This is a genomic window from Flavobacterium tyrosinilyticum, assembly GCF_023656565.1.
GTDB classification, from domain to species: Bacteria; Bacteroidota; Bacteroidia; order Flavobacteriales; family Flavobacteriaceae; genus Flavobacterium; species Flavobacterium tyrosinilyticum.
The window spans coordinates 802,331-818,893 of the sequence record NZ_JAMOKG010000002.1 but is presented as its reverse complement, the minus strand read 5'-3'; the positions used below and the strand labels follow the sequence as shown (position 1 = coordinate 818,893).

The 16,563-nt window shown below is 33.0% G+C and carries 19 protein-coding genes; 8 read left to right on the top strand and 11 right to left on the bottom strand.

From position 1 onward, the window contains the following. Positions 1-568: 568 nt before the first annotated feature. From NCC77_RS11410 to rpsF, 4 genes are all read right to left on the bottom strand, one after another. Positions 569-1,042, bottom strand: coding sequence for a DUF6495 family protein (locus NCC77_RS11410; RefSeq protein WP_250835667.1), 474 nt, complete (start codon positions 1,040-1,042; stop codon positions 569-571). A 133-nt stretch (positions 1,043-1,175) separates the two neighbouring features. Next, positions 1,176-1,616, bottom strand: a complete 441-nt coding sequence (gene rplI / locus NCC77_RS11405) for a 50S ribosomal protein L9 (RefSeq protein ID WP_095927713.1) — start codon at positions 1,614-1,616, stop codon at positions 1,176-1,178. A 68-nt stretch (positions 1,617-1,684) separates the two neighbouring features. After that, the gene (rpsR, locus tag NCC77_RS11400; RefSeq protein WP_002987043.1) at positions 1,685-1,981 is read right to left on the bottom strand and encodes a 30S ribosomal protein S18; all 297 of its coding nucleotides are present in this window, start codon (positions 1,979-1,981) and stop codon (positions 1,685-1,687) included. Between the two features lie 5 nt (positions 1,982-1,986). Further along, on the bottom strand, positions 1,987-2,328 hold the full coding sequence (rpsF, locus tag NCC77_RS11395) for a 30S ribosomal protein S6 (RefSeq protein ID WP_068842999.1): 342 nt from the start codon (positions 2,326-2,328) through the stop codon (positions 1,987-1,989). Positions 2,329-2,505: 177 nt separating this feature from the next. Between rpsF and NCC77_RS11390 the strand changes: the two genes are divergently transcribed. Continuing rightward, entirely contained in the window at positions 2,506-3,204 is a 699-nt protein-coding gene (locus NCC77_RS11390; RefSeq protein WP_008463025.1) for a LytR/AlgR family response regulator transcription factor, read from the top strand. Between the two features lie 8 nt (positions 3,205-3,212). On the opposite strand, the gene priA is transcribed toward NCC77_RS11390, so the two are convergent. From priA to nadC, 5 genes are all read right to left on the bottom strand, one after another. Further along, positions 3,213-5,663 (bottom strand): replication restart helicase PriA, encoded by a 2,451-nt coding sequence (gene priA / locus NCC77_RS11385; protein ID WP_250835666.1) that lies wholly within the window; start codon positions 5,661-5,663, stop codon positions 3,213-3,215. Positions 5,664-5,686: 23 nt separating this feature from the next. Then, a complete protein-coding gene (gene bla-B1-FLAV, locus NCC77_RS11380; protein WP_250835665.1) occupies positions 5,687-6,445 on the bottom strand; it encodes a subclass B1 metallo-beta-lactamase in 759 nt (252 codons plus the stop codon). A 10-nt stretch (positions 6,446-6,455) separates the two neighbouring features. Further along, positions 6,456-6,884 (bottom strand): DUF2147 domain-containing protein, encoded by a 429-nt coding sequence (locus NCC77_RS11375; protein ID WP_250835664.1) that lies wholly within the window; start codon positions 6,882-6,884, stop codon positions 6,456-6,458. Between the two features lies 1 nt (position 6,885). Beyond that, a complete protein-coding gene (locus tag NCC77_RS11370) occupies positions 6,886-7,809 on the bottom strand; it encodes a YihY/virulence factor BrkB family protein (protein ID WP_095927719.1) in 924 nt (307 codons plus the stop codon). An 80-nt stretch (positions 7,810-7,889) separates the two neighbouring features. Then, complete coding sequence (gene nadC, locus NCC77_RS11365) at positions 7,890-8,747, bottom strand: carboxylating nicotinate-nucleotide diphosphorylase (protein WP_095927720.1); 858 nt, start codon at positions 8,745-8,747, stop codon at positions 7,890-7,892. A gap of 205 nt (positions 8,748-8,952) precedes the next feature. On the opposite strand from nadC, the gene NCC77_RS11360 reads away from it, so the two are divergent. The 7 genes from NCC77_RS11360 to rlmH all read left to right on the top strand — a co-directional run bounded on the left by NCC77_RS11360 (position 8,953) and on the right by rlmH (position 14,864). Then, a complete protein-coding gene (locus NCC77_RS11360; RefSeq protein ID WP_250835663.1) occupies positions 8,953-10,053 on the top strand; it encodes a DNA alkylation repair protein in 1,101 nt (366 codons plus the stop codon). A 251-nt stretch (positions 10,054-10,304) separates the two neighbouring features. After that, positions 10,305-11,186 (top strand): pirin family protein, encoded by an 882-nt coding sequence (locus NCC77_RS11355; RefSeq protein WP_250835662.1) that lies wholly within the window; start codon positions 10,305-10,307, stop codon positions 11,184-11,186. A gap of 2 nt (positions 11,187-11,188) precedes the next feature. After that, on the top strand, positions 11,189-11,584 hold the full coding sequence (locus NCC77_RS11350) for an OsmC family protein (protein WP_095927723.1): 396 nt from the start codon (positions 11,189-11,191) through the stop codon (positions 11,582-11,584). A gap of 6 nt (positions 11,585-11,590) precedes the next feature. Continuing rightward, the gene (locus NCC77_RS11345) at positions 11,591-11,875 is read left to right on the top strand and encodes a GNAT family N-acetyltransferase (RefSeq protein WP_250835661.1); all 285 of its coding nucleotides are present in this window, start codon (positions 11,591-11,593) and stop codon (positions 11,873-11,875) included. Positions 11,876-12,286: 411 nt separating this feature from the next. Further along, on the top strand, positions 12,287-13,702 hold the full coding sequence (locus NCC77_RS11340) for an amidohydrolase family protein (RefSeq protein ID WP_250835660.1): 1,416 nt from the start codon (positions 12,287-12,289) through the stop codon (positions 13,700-13,702). A 175-nt stretch (positions 13,703-13,877) separates the two neighbouring features. Then, positions 13,878-14,180 (top strand): antibiotic biosynthesis monooxygenase family protein, encoded by a 303-nt coding sequence (locus NCC77_RS11335; RefSeq protein WP_250835659.1) that lies wholly within the window; start codon positions 13,878-13,880, stop codon positions 14,178-14,180. Positions 14,181-14,390: 210 nt separating this feature from the next. Then, positions 14,391-14,864, top strand: coding sequence for a 23S rRNA (pseudouridine(1915)-N(3))-methyltransferase RlmH (gene rlmH / locus NCC77_RS11330; RefSeq protein WP_008463006.1), 474 nt, complete (start codon positions 14,391-14,393; stop codon positions 14,862-14,864). Between the two features lie 28 nt (positions 14,865-14,892). Here rlmH and NCC77_RS11325 read toward each other — a convergent pair whose 3' ends face one another. Together NCC77_RS11325 and folP are read right to left on the bottom strand one after the other, a co-directional pair. Then, positions 14,893-15,525 (bottom strand): hypothetical protein, encoded by a 633-nt coding sequence (locus NCC77_RS11325; RefSeq protein WP_250835658.1) that lies wholly within the window; start codon positions 15,523-15,525, stop codon positions 14,893-14,895. A gap of 148 nt (positions 15,526-15,673) precedes the next feature. Then, complete coding sequence (gene folP, locus NCC77_RS11320; RefSeq protein WP_250835657.1) at positions 15,674-16,507, bottom strand: dihydropteroate synthase; 834 nt, start codon at positions 16,505-16,507, stop codon at positions 15,674-15,676. Positions 16,508-16,563 lie beyond the last annotated feature (56 nt).

Here is a 16,563-nt window from a genome sequence, read left to right as displayed (position 1 = left end):
GATAAAGAAAGTAATTGTCAATTCCATACGCAGACTTATTAGGTTGTGGTATAATTTCTCAATTTTCAATCTTAACAACATGGCATATAATTTTCTAACCAGTATGTCTTGAAAACCAAAAGAAAAATTTTGTTTAACTTTTGTTACCTAAAATTAGGAAAAACAAAAACATAAAACAAACATAAAATTCTTATAATTTATTCATAAAACTTTAATTCCAAAATTATAGACACATCAAAACATCAAGAAAATAGCTACTTTTAACATAATTAGCTTATAAATTTCACATTAAACAAAATATTAAACAAAATATGTTAAATCGATTTAAATAAAGAATAATCTTACATTTTAAATAATTTTATCGACAAAACTATCCGTATTAAAGACCAATAGCCACAAAACTGTTTCACGAAAACTAAAAATCCAAAAAAAATGAAGAGTTTTAAAAAAACAAGTAGAAATACGGGGTCAAAACTTTTAAAAAGATTAAACAAAAGTTAAAAAATAAAAAAAAGCAGACAATTGCTAACAACTGTCTGCCTTATTCAAAAACCTTATAAAAATTATTTTAAGATTCTATAATTGTATTAATTTGATTAAACAACTGCCCATCACTTAAAAAAGCGCCTTGTTTAATCAATTCAAAAATCGAAGAATTACGTTCCTCTGTAAACACTTTCTTTCCAACTTTCATTTCAATATTGTCTGTAAACATATTATCGCTTAACCATTGAAGCCCTTCTTTAGTCAAAAAGTCTACCTCTGGAGAAAAAGTTTTCAAAACAATTGACTTAATATAAGTATCAAAACAATGAAACAGAAAAATATGGCTCTTAGAAAAATGTTCCAAATATTCTGCTCTACCTAATACGCCTTCCCAAATCAAATCTGAAAAAACATCAAGTTCCTGTTCTGCAACTTCTGGTTTATTAATCTTAAGCTCTTCCCACTCTTTTCTGTCTACTGCTTGTGTTGCCAAAAAACTTGCAAATTCAGCATGTAATTCGTCAAACTGCTCTTTTGTTAATCTTGCGTATTTCATTTCTTTTTTAGGCTTTATGCTTTACGCTGTGAGCTCTAAGCCAACAGCCATAAGTCTAATTATTACTATTAATCTTGTCTTAAACAAAAAAATCCCGACTTTCATCGGGATTTTTGTATAGATCTAAAAACTATTACTTTTCAGCAACAATTTCGTAAGCTAATTCAACGATTACATCTCTATGTAAACGAACTGTAGCATTGTATTTACCTAAACGTTTTACAACACCGCTAGTGATGAATTTTCTATCGATAGCATTACCAGATTTCTCTAAAGCTGCAGCAATATCGATGTTAGTGATAGAACCAAAAAGTTTCTCTCCACCAGCTTTTGCAGTAAGTTTAATTTCAAGAGCTTTTAAAGTTTCAGCTATTGCTTTAGCATCAGCTACAACTTTAGCTTCTTTGTGTGCTCTTTGTTTTAGGTTTTCAGCTAAAACTTTTTTAGCAGAAGGAGTTGCTAAAGTAGCAAAACCTTGAGGAATTAAAAAGTTACGACCGTAACCAGGTTTTACAGATACTACATCATCTTTAAACCCTAGGTTTTGTACGTCTTGTTTTAAAATAATTTCCATGTTGTTGTCCTTATATTTTAGAAGTTAGGTTCTGATCAAACAGAAACCAGCGACTAGATTTTTTTATACTATTTTAATAAATCGGCCACGTATGGCATTAAAGCTAAGTGACGAGCTCTTTTTACAGCTACAGAAACTTTTCTTTGGTATTTTAATGAAGTTCCAGTTAAACGACGTGGAAGAATTTTTCCTTGCTCGTTAACGAATTTTAATAAGAAATCAGCATCTTTATAATCGATGTATTTGATTCCTGATTTTTTGAAACGGCAATACTTTTTAGTTTTGTTAGTTTCAATGTTTAAAGGCGTTAAATATCTGATATCTCCGTCTTTTTTTCCTTTTGCAGATTGCTCGATTGTAGACATAATAATTACGCTTTAGTAGATTTTAATTTCGCTCTTCTTCTCTCAGCCCATGAAATAGCATGTTTATCTAAACTTACAGTTAAGAAACGCATAACTCTTTCATCACGTCTGAATTCAGTTTCAAAAGCTAAAAGAACTTCTCCAGCTACTTTGAATTCGAATAAATGGTAAAAACCACTTTTTTTGTTTTGGATTTCGTAAGCCATTTTTTTAAGACCCCAATCCTCTTTCGATACCATTTCAGCTCCTCTACTAGTAAGAAATTCTTCAAATTTCGTTACTGTTTCCTTCACCTGAACCTCAGATAAAACGGGATTTAAAATGAAAACAGTTTCATAATGATTCATAAATAAAAATTTTATTTGTTAAAATTGGGTGCAAAAGTAAGCATTTAATTTACATATCCAACATTTTTTTTCTTTTATTCGTCATAATGCAAAAAAGATGCCTCAACCTTAGTTTTTTTTACAAAAAAATAATACATTTACTACTGCTATCCTGAATTTATTCTAAATATAAATGTTATGAAACTAAACTGTGTTGTTGTAGATGATAGTTCTATACAAAGGACAATTATTGCCAAATTGGTCAATAATCACCCAGGCTTGCATTTAATCGGGGATTTTTCTAATGCAATTGAAGCAAAAAGTTGTATCTCATTAAATAATATTGACTTAATATTTCTTGATATTGAAATGCCTGTTATTAACGGCTTTGATTTTCTTGACGGATTAAAATCAAAACCGCAAATTATATTTATTACATCTAAAGCCGAATATGCCCTTAAAGCTTTCGACTACGACGCTACCGACTATCTTCAGAAACCTATTGCAGTAGATCGTTTTAATGCCTCTGTAAAGAGAGCAATTGATATGCATTTGCTAAAAAAAGACATCAAAGAAGAAGAAGGCGAACATATATTCATCAAAAGTAATCTAAAAAAACTTAAAATCTTCACTTCAAAAATAAAATGGATTGAAGCTTTTGGAGATTACGTAAGAGTAGTAACCGAGGATGACAGCAATCTGGTTCTCTCCACTATGAAGTCTTTTGAAAATGATTTATCGAAAGACAAATTTATTCGTGTCCATAAATCGTATATTATTAATATCGATAAGGTCGAACGTTTCAATAGTAAATTTGCCGAGATAGGCATTACCAAAATACCGCTAAGCCGCAATAAAAAAGAAGATCTAGTAAAGGCACTTTCAACTTCTTCTTAATTACCGTTTTAATAAAAATCAACGTTTACTACAACTTTTATAGCTCTGTATTGAGCTACAGCTTCAAAACTATTCAGCATTTTCTGAATAGTTTTTTTTGTATTTCCTAAATGAAGATTATTAGGAATCTTTATTAAAATAGTTCTGATATATTCATTACGTATTCTGCTTATCGCTGGCTCTTCTGGACCTAAAACAGGCATTCCTAAGTTCTGACTTAAAACCTGATACAGCCACATAGCCCCTTCCTTCAATTTATCAAAATCTTTATGCTTTAGCGTAAGCTTAATAATCCTGAAATAAGGCGGATATCTATAAATTTGTCTGTCATACAACTGTTCTTTATACATACCTATATAATTATGGTGTGTAACTTGTTGAATTGTATTATGATTCGGATTGTAAGTTTGAATGACAACTTTTCCTTGTTTTTCTGATCTCCCTGCTCTTCCCGCAACTTGCGTCATCATTTGAAAACTACGTTCAAAAGCTCTAAAATCTGGATGATGGAGCATATTATCTGCATTCATGATTCCGACTAAGCCTACATTATCAAAATCAAGTCCTTTGGCCAGCATTTGCGTGCCCACCAAAATATCAATTTCACGATTTTTAAACGTATCGATTATCTTTTCAAAACCAAATTTACCTCGAGTAGTATCTTGATCCATTCGAGCTGTTTTTGCTTTCGGAAAAAGCGAAGCCAGCTCCTGCTCTATCTGCTCAGTCCCAAATCCTTTTGTAGTTAAATCTATACTAGAGCAATTATGGCAATTTGTAGGTTTTGCTATAGAATAACCGCAATAATGGCATCTCAATTGGTTCTTATGCTTATGGTAAGTCAAACTTACATCGCACTGCTGACAATGCGGAACGTGCCCGCAAGTCAAACATTCTATTATAGGCGAATATCCCCTTCTATTTTGAAACAAAATAACCTGCTCACCTAATGACATCGATTCTGCAATCTCTTCGATTAAAAGATCGCTAAAATGTCCCGTCATTTTTTTTCTGAAATGCTTGTCTTTTAAATCAACTAAAAGCACTTCAGGCAAGCGGACATTTTTGTAACGTTCAGAAAGTGTTACCAATCCATATTTATCATTTTGGGCATTAAAATAGGTCTCAATGCTAGGCGTTGCAGAACCCAATAACACTTTCGCTTTATGAAAATTAGCCAAAACAATTGCAGCATCTCTGGCATGGTATCTTGGTGCAGGATCTGTCTGCTTAAAAGTCTGCTCGTGTTCTTCGTCAACAATTAATAATCCTAAATCATTAAAAGGTAAAAACAAAGCCGATCTTGTTCCAATTACAATTTGTGCTTTTGGAGAATTTTCAAGCGTTTGCCTCCAAACCTCAACTCTTTCATTATTACTGTATTTGGAATGAAAAACAGCTACTTTGTCTCCAAAATGAAAACGCAATCTCGAAACCAACTGCGTAGTAAGAGCAATTTCTGGCAATAGATACAAAACCTGTTTTCCTGTCTGTAAATACTCTTCAATTAACTTGATGTAAATTTCAGTCTTTCCGCTAGAAGTCACACCGTGAAGTAGACAAACTTCTTTCTCTAGAAAACTATTTTTGATTCCAGAAAAAGCACTTTCCTGAGCCTCACTAAGCTGCAATTGCTTATCTGATACTTCTCCGTTAAATGTAACACGATCATGCTGCAAATAATATTCTTCGAAAATTTCTTTTTCAACTAAAGCCTTTACAACTGCTGCTGTTACATTTGAAACTTCCGTAAGTTTTTTGACCGTAATAGGCTTTTTCTCAGAAGCATTTAACTGAAAATAATTTAAAACAATTTCTTTCTGTTTATTAGCGCTTTTCAGTACTTCGAGTAATCCAGCCAAGCCATTATCCGATTCGTATTTTGAATGCAATTTAACATAGCGAACCAATTTTGGCTTGTATGTTTCTTTTATTTCTTCATCCAAAAAAATAATATCTTTCGCGATTAGTTTTTGCAGAATTGGAAGTATATTCTTTTTATTTAAAATCGAAGTAATCTCCTGAATCTTTAATGAACTTTGATGATGTAGCGCTTCATAAATCAAGAATTCATCATCAGAAAGTTCGCTGTCATTTACCACAACATCAGGTTTGTGCGAAATGATTGTTTCACTTTCCAACAATAATCCACTCGGAAATGCGCCTCGATACACATCTCCAATTCCGCACATATAATAGTTCGCAACCCAAAGCCAGTGTTTAATCTGGATTTCGGTCGCAATGGGTACTTCATCTAAAATTTGATGGATTTCTTTAGCTTCGTATAATGTTGGAGCATTTTCATGAACATCCAGAACAAGCGCTGTATATATTTTGCTTTTACCAAATGGCACAGCAACACGCATTCCTTTTTTTATGAAATGAAATTCGGCTTCAGAAATTCGGTATGTAAATGTCTTAGCTAAAGAAAGCGGTAAAATAACTTCAATGAAATGCATGGATTTTTATTATAAGTCAGTTATTATTTCTGACCTGATTTAGAGGAAGTGTCATTTGAAAGATTATAATCCTGAATCAGCTTTAAAGTATGCTCAACAGATTCATTTGTCGTTCCTCCATCGTGCCCCGGAATAACAAACTTCGGATTCTTAAATTTTGACTGAACTTTTTTTATGGATTTCTCCCATTCCTTAACATCAGCATCGCCTAAATACCCTAAATCTTGTGCTTCAACACTCTTTATAAAACAACCTCCATAAAGAATTTTCTCTCTCCCAAACCAAACTACAATATTATCTGGTGCATGGCCTTTACCTGGATAATACACTTCAAAATTATATTGCCCAACTGTAAAAGTCGCATCATCTGGAATTACAAATTCTGCTCTTCCTTCTTTATTCCCATTAAGGATTTCATCTGTCAATTTACCTGAGTAGGTTTTAATTCCTTTTTTTCTATAAAAATCCAATCCACCCGCGCGATCTTCATGCGAATGCGTTGCAAAAACCATCACTACCTTTTTATTGTGTTTTGCTTCAATACTATCCAATAAAGGCTGAAACTGCGTTTTATCCCATGGAGCATCAAAAAGAACAACACCTTCTTTTGTAACGACATACATAGCATTAGCAGAAATCTTTACCCCTTTGTATTCGTTAAAAGTTTTATAAACATAAAAGTCACCCGTAAGATGACTTATTTGTAATGGCGAGTTCTTAGATTGTCCAAAGCTATTTGAAACCATAACTAAGAATAAAATTATTGAAGCAATTTTTCGCATTATATTTTAATTAGTTTTTTACTCTGGTCCAATATTGCGTTCTTCCCATCAAAGAAATCCCAACATAACCGCGAAGTTTTAATTTGTCTGCAGATTCTAAAGTAACATAACATTTATACTTTTTACCACTTGTAGGATCCAAAATTGTTCCTCCATTATACTCTGAACCATCTTTCTTAAGACCATTCATGATTACCATACCTAAAATTGGCTTATTTTTTTCGGCTCCATCACACTTTACACAAACATCTTTTTTGTGGCTGTCGCGAAGGATATCTACTACTTTACCATATATTTTTCCTGATTTCTCATAGATTTCTACTATAGATTTAGCTTCTCCTGTTTCATCGTCAATTGTTTTCCATTTTCCAATTACACTTTGACTTTGCATGGTCAGCGCAAAGAAGAACACTCCGATAGTTAGCATCAAATTTTTCATATTATTTTTCTTTTTTTTGTTTTAATTTTCTGATAGAAGCATTCAATTCGAACCCTAAAAGCAGAATCATACAGTTTATCCAAATATAAAACATTAGAATTAATAATGTCCCAATTGAACCATAAAGTTCATTGTATTTTGAAAATTTTATAACCCAAATCCCAAAAAAGAATGAAGATATAACAATTAAGACCGTTGTAAAAACAGAACCAATGCTTATAAAAGGCACTTTATTATACTGTTTTGTACCATAACGCAATAATATTGAAGATGTTATCAAGATCATTAAAACAACAAACAGATATCTTCCTAAAATGATCAACGGAATTCTATCACTCAGTACATCCTGAATTATCGTTTTTTGAATAAATACCTCGAAAACCACAATTGTTGCTACTGTTACAAACAGAATAACAGTCATAACAATAGAGATCGCAAGCGCAACTAGATATTGTCTAAAAAAACCGCGTTTATCAAAAACATGTTTGGAAGATTCAAAACCGCTTAGAATTCCATTAATACCATTTGCCATTAAGAATATCGAAAGCAAAAAACCTGACGATAACAATCCTGAGTGACTATTATTTAAGATATCGCTGATGATTTTACTAATAGCATCAAACGTATTCGGAGGAACACTCTGTTGCACAAACTGCAAAAAATCTTCCTGAAAATTGTCTATAGGAATAAACGGAATTAAGTTTAAAATAAACAGCGCAAAAGGAAATAAAGCCATAAAAAAGCTAAAAGAAACCGCACTTGCATGATACGAAAAAGCTCCATCAATAATCCCGATGGTGTACATTTCTAATAAATCGTACAATGAAAATCCTTCCAGCCAAGGCAGTTTTATTTTCTTCAAAAGTCGGGCTAAAGTCCGCACCACAGGCAGTTTCTCAATCCGATCTTCTATCTCTTGCGACATATTTTTTTGATTTTAGATTTCAGAGTTCTGATTTTAGATTTACAAAACTCATAACTTATAACTCAAAACTTATAACTTCCTTAAAACGCTTTCAAACTCAAATCCATATTATAAACAGAATGTGTTAAAGCTCCAGACGAAATATAATTTACACCGCACAAAGCATATTCGCGAACTGTTTTTTCGCTAATATTTCCTGAAGATTCTGTCTGACATTTTGTACCAATTAAAGCAACAGCCGTTTTGGTATCTTCATAATTAAAGTTATCAATTAGGATTCTATGAACACCATCACTCAATAAAATTTCTCTAATTTCATCTAGATTGCGGGCTTCAACAATAATCTTTAAATCCAGATTATTTTCCTTTAAATATTCTTTAGTTTTAGAAATAGCGCGAGTAATTCCGCCAGCAAAATCGATATGATTGTCTTTCAACATAATCATATCATACAAAGCGTAACGATGATTTTCTCCTCCGCCAATTTTTACAGCCCATTTTTCTGCAACTCTAAAATTTGGAGTTGTTTTACGTGTATCTAATATTTTTGCATTTGTCCCTTCCAAAAGTTGCATTAAATGGTTTGTTTTTGTCGCAATTGCAGACATTCTCTGCATCGTATTTAAAACAACTCTTTCTGCTTTTAGTATAGATTGCGAGCTCCCAGAAACTTCAAAAACAATTTCGCCATACTCTACACGCGTTCCATCTTCGATAAAAGTTTTCACTTTCAGTTTCGGATCTACATGCTCAAATATCATTTTAGCCAATTCAACACCAGCAATTATTCCTTGATCTTTTACCAATAATTTAGCCTGACCGTGTGCTGTATCAGGAATACAGGCCAACGAACTGTAATCGCCTGGACCAACATCTTCTCTAATGGCATTACTGATTAAAAGTTTTAATTCTGCTTGAAATTGAGCTTTGCTTATCATTTTTCTGTTTTTAATAATAATGCTAAATTAGGATATATTTTATGGATTTGAAAGTTCTAACAACATGAAAAATCACATAAAACATTAAATATCTCTTTTTTAACCATTAAGATATTCAGAAAAATAAAGTTACAATTCTTAACAAAACTTAATCTCTTAATAAGTGTTCAATTAAATATCTTTGAAGTTCAATCAAGCAAAATTTATGGGATTAATTAAAGATATTTACTCGCTTCCTTTTTACGAAAAATTTGGTCAGGCTGTCGCCGAAGTGCATCCTTCATTCGACAAAAAGAAATTCATCGATACCATTTACGAAGGTGATTTTGCTCTAAAAGAATGGAAAGAAAGAATGAAGCACACAACAGTTGTACTTCATCAATTCATGCCTCAAAATTTCGTAGAAGCCACTTCTTTAATTGATAAAATCATCGAAAATTTAAAGAGAAATAATTTTGCAGACAGCAATTTGGCTTTCATTTTCTTTGCCGATTATATCGAAATGTATGGCTTAGATGATTTTGAAACTTCGGTGAAAGCTTTTGTTTCCATAACACAATTTATAAGTTGCGAATTTGCCGTTCGTCCTTTTATCTTAAAATACAAAGAACAAATGATCAGAGAAATGATCCAATGGTCATTGCACGAAAATCATCACGTTAGAAGATTGGCCAGCGAAGGCTCAAGACCAAGATTACCTTGGGCAATGGCGATTCCGTTTCTTAAAAAAGACCCCTCGTCTATTCTTCCAATTTTGGAGAACTTAAAGAATGATCCCTCAGAATATGTCCGCAGAAGCGTTGCCAATAATTTAAATGATATTGCAAAAGATAATCCGCAGATTGTATTAGAAATCGCCAATAAATGGAAAGGACACAGCAAAGAAACCGACGGAATCATCAAACACGGATGCCGAACTTTATTGAAACAAGGACATCCTGAAATTTTAGGCCATTATGGTTTAGAAAGTACCAATATTGAGCTTTCTTCATTTGAAATTAAAACGCCAATTGTAAAAATTGGTGATTATTTGCAGTTTCAATTTCACTTAAATAATAAAAACGAAGAACCAAAAACAATCCGTTTAGAATATGCGGTTCATTATAAAAAAGCAAAAGGGCATTTGGCGAAAAAAGTCTTCAAAATCAGTGAGAAAATTTACCAGCCGAATCAATTAACCAAAATCGAAAGAAATCAATCTTTTAAATTAATTACGACGCGAGTTTTTCATACTGGAGCGCATCAGTTGTCGATTATTATTAATGGAACTGAGAGTGAGGTTTTGGAGTTTGAGTTGATTGATTAAACAGAATCTCTTTAGTGTTGTCAGACTGAGCGAAGTCGAAGTCCCGCAAAGTGATTCAGCATGCGGGACTTCGACTTCGCTCAGTCTGGCAAAAATACACTTCACTTTACAATAACAAAAATGAAATAAATTATTCGGAGGTTTTCCTTACTTTTATAATTCAAAAATCCAAAAACAACTTTTCTTAATCTAAATTAAGTTACAGAGACGCATCACAACTGTAATTTTGTTTTCAAATCAAATAATACCACATGTCAAATATCAGTTTAATTATCGAAGAACGTGCTGCCAATATTGGCAACTTTATGGTTGGGCGTTTATTGCCTTTCCGTGAAAAAAGAGCTGTCGGACCATTTGTATTTATCGATCATATGGGACCTGCGCATTTAAGTGATCATGAAAATATGGATGTTCCTCCACATCCGCATATCGGACTTTCTACTCTTACATTTTTGTTTGAAGGAAGCATTATGCACCGCGATAGTTTAGGGACGGAACTTGAAATAAAACCAGGTGCTGTAAACTGGATGACAGCTGGAAAAGGAATAGTTCATTCTGAAAGAACTCCTGAATATTTAAGACATTCAGACAAAATGCTTCACGGATTGCAAATTTGGGTTGCGCTTCCAAAAGAATTGGAGCAAATGGAACCTAATTTTACACACGTTGAAGCAGATGATATTCCGGCTTGGGAAGAAGATGGCGTTTCATATAAATTAATTGCTGGTGAAGCTTTTGGCAAAAAATCTCCAGTTCCTGTTTATAGTCCGCTTTATTTTATTGAAATTAAAAGCAAAGAAGCGAAGAAAATCAATATTGGACATCATTTATTTGGCGAAAGCGGTTTATATATTTTAGATGGAAGCATTAAAAATGGCGAACATACTTACGATCCGAGACAAATTCTGATTACAACTGAAGCTTCTCTTTGCGAATTCGAAATTGCCGCGAATTCGACTGTTTATATCTTTGGCGGACAGCCTTTTCCTGAAGAGCATTTTATCTTTTGGAACTTCGTTTCATCTGACAAAAACCTCATCGAAAAAGCAAAAACAGATTGGACAAATCAAACTTTCCCGAAAGTTCCAGGAGAAACTGAATTTGTGCCATTACCAGAACCAAGAATCAAATAAATATGGATACAGTAAAAGCAACAATAGACACCCGAAAATATCGCACAGAAATAACTTCTAAAACAGGCAACATTCTAATTGCTGACGAACCGCAAGAAATGGGCGGAAAAAATTTAGGCTTTAGTCCGTTTGAGCTCCTAGCTTCTTCTCTCGCTTCCTGTACTTTAATTACATTGAGAATGTACATTGACCGCAAAGCTTGGGATGTTTCAGAACTTACAATCTGGGTAGATTTTGAAAAGAATGAAGAACATACCGTTTCTTTGTTTTCAACCAAAATCTTAATTACAGGAAATGTAGATGATGCTCAAAAACAGCGAATTTTGAAAATTGCCAACAGCTGTCCTGTTCATAAAACACTTATAAATACAATTAAAATAGAAACTTCTTTAGTATAAAACAACATGGAAATTCAACAAATAAACGATACAAGAAAAGGCCATTTTGAAGCCATAGAAGACGGAAAAGAAGCCGGAAAAATGACTTACACTTGGGTGGGAGATTCAAAATTCATTATTGACCATACCGAAGTAAGCCCAGATTTTAACGGAAAAGGCGTTGGCAAAAAATTGGTTATGGCTGCCGTAGAATATGCAAGAGCAAACAACTTAAAAATTATTCCGCTTTGTCCGTTTGCCAAAAGCGTTTTTGATAAAGTTGAGGAAATTCGTGATGTACTTTTTTCTTGAGTTTCTAAGGTTCTGAGATGCTAAGATTCTAAGTTTTTTTAACCGCAAAGTTCGCGAAGGATTACGCAAAGTTCGCAAAGTTTTTTTCGTAAAGCTTTGCGAACTTTTTCGTTTATATTAAGTTAAGCTTGGAATAAAACCTTGCGAACTTTGCGATAAAAAAAACTGGTTATGCCCGCAGTAGAGTTTTTCTTAACCGCAGAGAACGCGAAGGATTACGCAAAGTTCGCAAAGTTTTTTTCACAAAGCTTTGCGAACTTTTTCGTTTATATCAAGTTAAGCTTGTAATAAAACCTTGCGAACTTTGCGATAAATCTTTGCGCTCTTTGCGGTAAAACTCACCACAACAAAAAACAAATTTTCAAAATTCTCCGAAAACTCGTATATTTGCGCGTAATTTAATCTTAGAGTATGACAAGAATAATTACGCTTTTCTGTTTTTTTATAGCACAAATCGGCTTTTCTCAATCGGCTGAGAGTTATTTAGAAAAAATCAGAAATAATGAAGCTCTCTTAACGGCTTTCTTTCAACAAATGCCTAAAGGAGGCGATTTACACCACCATTTTTCAGGATCAGTTTATGCAGAACCTCTTTTAGAAAGAGCTATTGCAGAAGACTTTTATTTAAATTTGGAAACTATGGCAGTTTCTAAAACCAAACCCGAAAAAGGAAACTGGGAAAACTTCTCTTCTCTTAATAACAAAGGAAAATTAGAGTATTACGAACAGCAGATCATGCAAACTTGGTCGGTAAAAGATTATAATGGTTCTGTACCTTCGGATGATCAGTTTTTTGATTCTTTCATGAAATTTGAACCCACTATCGCAGGTCATTTTGCAGAAGGAATGCTTGAACTAAAAAAACGCGCCATTGCAGAAAATGTTACTTATATTGAAACGCAACTATCAACAATTCCATGTGATATGAATGTTTCTGACTTAGCTGATTTCAATACAAAACTTCGTCAAGCTTCAGAACAAAAGGACGAAAAAGCGGTTCTGAAACTTTTGGATGAATTGTATAAATCACTTCAGAAAAAAGAGGCTAAAAAATATGCTGAAGATTTCAACACTAATTTCATTGCCAAGCTGCACAAGGAATTAAAAATGGATGACGATAAATTCACGATGCGTTATCAAAACTTTGTGCTTCGTTTTATGGAACCGGTAGATTTGTTTAAAAATCTGGTTATTGCTTTTATTTCGTCAAGCGAAAGTAAATTGACTGCGGGTGTAAATATCGTTTCGCCAGAACACGGACAGACTTCTATGAAAGATTATTGGTTGCACATGGTGATGTTTAAATACTGTCATTCCAAATTTCCTGACGTAAAATATACGCTTCATGCTGGTGAATTGACTTTAGGTTTAGTTCAGCCAGAAGAATTGACTTGGCATATTAATGATGCCGTTTATGTAGCAGGTGCCAACAGAATTGGACACGGAGTTGATATCGCTTACGAAGCCAATTCTTATGATTTATTGAAATATATGGCTCAAAAAAATATTCCGATTGAAATCAATTTAGTCAGTAATGAATTCATTTTGAAAGTAAAAGAAAACAGACATCCGTTTACGCTTTACAAAGAATTTAATGTGCCAATTGTAATCAGCACAGACGATGCGGGAATTTTAAGAAGCAATATGACCGAACAATATGTTTTACTGGCAAAAAGATATCCTGATGTGAATTACGAAACAATTAAAAAATACGTTTACAACAGCATCAATTACAGTTTTATTCAAGACGCATCAGTAAAAAAACAATTAATAAAAGATTTAGATAACCGTTTTAAAACTTTTGAAGCAAAGTTTTCTAAAAACTAATCTAAAAAAATCTGTGTAAAAATTTCACGCAGATTTTAAACGGATTTAGGCTGATTTAATACAGATTTTTTTTACCAAAATACTAAGAATAAAATCAGCTTAATCTGCAAAATCTGCGAGAGTATAATTTTTTCCCGCAGATTTTGCAGATTAAGCAGATAAAATTCCTTTAAATATGATACTTGAAGCCGCATTTCTTTTCGTTAAACCAGAATTAACTTCTCAATTTGAAGTCGATTTTACAAAAGCAAGTCAATACATTTCTTCAATTGATGGTTATTTAGGGCATCGATTAGAGAAATGTCTGGAAGTCGAAAACAAATGTCTTTTATTGGTCGATTGGAATACATTAGAAGATCACACAGTAGTTTTTAGAACTTCTGAAGCGTACCTGGAATGGAAAAAGATTTTACACCATTATTACGAACCGTTTCCAATTGTAGAACATTTCGAAACGGTCTTTGCAAATAAAAAATAATGTTTTTATTTGCCACAGATTAAAAGTATTAAAAAGGATTTTCTATTTGCTGTTTTTGTCAGGCTGAGCGAAGTCGAAGCCTACGTCCAATTGGAACGCCCTTCGACTTCGCTCAGGGTGACAATCTAAAGAAATCATTCTAATCCTTTTAATCTGTGGCAAAAATAAATTCGTGCGAATTCGTGCAATTCGTGACAAAAAAATTAACCAATGAACATCAAACTTATAGCCATAGGCAAAACAGATAATAAATCGCTTCAAACTTTGATAGATGATTACACCAAACGTTTGTCCTTTTATATCAAATTTGATCTGGAAATTATTCCCGATATCAAAAATGTAAAAAACTTATCTGAAAGTCAGCAAAAAGAAAAAGAAGGCGAATTAATTCTGTCTAAACTTTCTGCAACCGATCAATTGATTTTGTTGGATGAAAACGGAAAAACATTCTCAAGCGTTGGTTTTTCTGAAGAACTACAAAAGAAAATGAATTCTGGCATAAAAACTTTGGTTTTCGTAATTGGCGGTCCTTATGGATTTTCTGAAACCGTTTATAAAAAAGCGCAAGGAAAAGTTTCGCTGTCGCTAATGACGTTTTCGCATCAAATGGTTCGTTTGTTTTTTATAGAGCAATTGTACCGCGGATTTACCATTTTACGAAATGAACCTTATCATCATCAATAGTTTTTTGTTTCAGGTTTAAAGTTTCAAGTTAGAAAATGAATTCTACAGGAAGTGTGTCAAGATTGTAAGTCACATCTTTTTGCAGTAGAATTTTATATTGAATATACTCTTCGTAACTCATATTCTTATCAAATAAAAACACTAGATCTGGCACTTTCTCAAACTTTATACTGTAAAAATGCTTTAGTATTTCTGCTATTTTTATTTCCTGATTTCCCATAAAAACCTGTTTTTTACCTTTTCTAAAGTAAACCACAAAACTTCCTGCCGTAGGTTTTTCCATTTTATAAAACACTTTCGTGAAAGGAAGAAAAGCCAGATTTTTTCCGATAGAATCTGCATAAGAATAATAGTTTTCAGATTCTTCATTCTGATGCATTTTCTCGTTACGCTTTTTCTCTTGCATTTTTATTACCTGTGGCATCACCAATTTCAAAGGCAAGCGTTTGTCTATATTGAAAATCCAATTAGTTGATATAATGGCACTTTTTCTATTCAAATCGGCAATTGTATCTTTTCCATCAACTTTGAAAAAGATGTAAATCGGCGAATGATCTTGTACATCTTTTACTATTGTAACATTTGATTTTGGTAATAAAACGTCTTCTTTTTTTCCGCAGGAAAACAAAAGGCAGATCATAAGTATGGTGAAGTATTTCATTTTATTTATTTTTTACACAAAGAATTAATACAACGTTTTGTCATTCCGAGGAACGAGGAATCACACTCGAAACTCGACAAAGATTGGCGACATACTTTGAGGAAATACTAGTGTGATTCCTCGTTCCTCGGAATGACAAAACTATCGTTTAAATAGTATTCAAACTCATTTTATTAAACAAAGTAACGCATTCCATTGCTTCTTTTACATCATGTACACGAAGAATTTTAGCGCCTTTTGTCAAAGCAATTGTATTCAGAAAAGTTGTTCCATTTAAGGCTTCTTGAGGCGTAATATCTAACGTTTTATAAATCATTGATTTTCTTGAAATCCCTGCTAAAATGGGTAATTCTAAAATATTAAAAAGTTCCATTTTTTGCATGACTTCATAATTCTGATCTGTTGTTTTGGCAAAACCGAAACCAGGGTCTAAAATCAAATCGTTGATTCCTAAAGCTCTCGCTTTTTTCACTTTTTCAGAAAAATAAAAAAGCATTTCTTTAATGATATCTTCATATTGGGTCAAACTCTGCATCGTCTGCGGGTTTCCACGCATATGCATCATGATATATGGAACGTTATAATGCGCAATTACTTCAAACATTTTTTCATCCAATTCGCCTGCCGCAATATCATTTATAATTGCCGCGCCACTTTCGATACTTGCTTTTGCAACCTCAGCCCTAAAAGTGTCAATAGATAATAAAGTCTTTGGAAAGTGTTTTAAAATCAATTCGATTGCAGGAACAATTCGGTCAATTTCTTCTTGTTCAGTTACAAACTCAGCGCTTGGTTTGCTGGAATACGCTCCAATATCGATAAATGTTGCGCCTTCAGAAAGCATTTTATCTACTTGCGAAATAATTTCGTCTTCGTTTTTATATTTCCCTCCGTCAAAGAAAGAATTTGGCGTAACATTCAGAATTCCCATTACTTTAGGAATCGATAAATCTATAAGCTCGCCTTTGCAGTTAATCGTCATACGTTTTGTTATTTTTGTTTCATGTTTCATGTTTCAAGTTGATGCAGATTGCGTAA

What these genes read in the sequence shown, in the direction of transcription:
- NCC77_RS11410 (WP_250835667.1), bottom strand. Translation starts at nt 1,042, where the DNA reads ATGAAATACGCAAGATTAACAAAAGAGCAGTTTGACGAATTACATGCT.
- rplI (WP_095927713.1), bottom strand. Translation starts at nt 1,616, where the DNA reads ATGGAAATTATTTTAAAACAAGACGTACAAAACCTAGGGTTTAAAGAT.
- rpsR (WP_002987043.1), bottom strand. Translation starts at nt 1,981, where the DNA reads ATGTCTACAATCGAGCAATCTGCAAAAGGAAAAAAAGACGGAGATATC.
- rpsF (WP_068842999.1), bottom strand. Translation starts at nt 2,328, where the DNA reads ATGAATCATTATGAAACTGTTTTCATTTTAAATCCCGTTTTATCTGAG.
- NCC77_RS11390 (WP_008463025.1), top strand. Translation starts at nt 2,506, where the DNA reads ATGAAACTAAACTGTGTTGTTGTAGATGATAGTTCTATACAAAGGACA.
- priA (WP_250835666.1), bottom strand. Translation starts at nt 5,663, where the DNA reads ATGCATTTCATTGAAGTTATTTTACCGCTTTCTTTAGCTAAGACATTT.
- bla-B1-FLAV (WP_250835665.1), bottom strand. Translation starts at nt 6,445, where the DNA reads ATGCGAAAAATTGCTTCAATAATTTTATTCTTAGTTATGGTTTCAAAT.
- NCC77_RS11375 (WP_250835664.1), bottom strand. Translation starts at nt 6,884, where the DNA reads ATGAAAAATTTGATGCTAACTATCGGAGTGTTCTTCTTTGCGCTGACC.
- NCC77_RS11370 (WP_095927719.1), bottom strand. Translation starts at nt 7,809, where the DNA reads ATGTCGCAAGAGATAGAAGATCGGATTGAGAAACTGCCTGTGGTGCGG.
- nadC (WP_095927720.1), bottom strand. Translation starts at nt 8,747, where the DNA reads ATGATAAGCAAAGCTCAATTTCAAGCAGAATTAAAACTTTTAATCAGT.
- NCC77_RS11360 (WP_250835663.1), top strand. Translation starts at nt 8,953, where the DNA reads ATGGGATTAATTAAAGATATTTACTCGCTTCCTTTTTACGAAAAATTT.
- NCC77_RS11355 (WP_250835662.1), top strand. Translation starts at nt 10,305, where the DNA reads ATGTCAAATATCAGTTTAATTATCGAAGAACGTGCTGCCAATATTGGC.
- NCC77_RS11350 (WP_095927723.1), top strand. Translation starts at nt 11,189, where the DNA reads ATGGATACAGTAAAAGCAACAATAGACACCCGAAAATATCGCACAGAA.
- NCC77_RS11345 (WP_250835661.1), top strand. Translation starts at nt 11,591, where the DNA reads ATGGAAATTCAACAAATAAACGATACAAGAAAAGGCCATTTTGAAGCC.
- NCC77_RS11340 (WP_250835660.1), top strand. Translation starts at nt 12,287, where the DNA reads ATGACAAGAATAATTACGCTTTTCTGTTTTTTTATAGCACAAATCGGC.
- NCC77_RS11335 (WP_250835659.1), top strand. Translation starts at nt 13,878, where the DNA reads ATGATACTTGAAGCCGCATTTCTTTTCGTTAAACCAGAATTAACTTCT.
- rlmH (WP_008463006.1), top strand. Translation starts at nt 14,391, where the DNA reads ATGAACATCAAACTTATAGCCATAGGCAAAACAGATAATAAATCGCTT.
- NCC77_RS11325 (WP_250835658.1), bottom strand. Translation starts at nt 15,525, where the DNA reads ATGAAATACTTCACCATACTTATGATCTGCCTTTTGTTTTCCTGCGGA.
- folP (WP_250835657.1), bottom strand. Translation starts at nt 16,507, where the DNA reads ATGACGATTAACTGCAAAGGCGAGCTTATAGATTTATCGATTCCTAAA.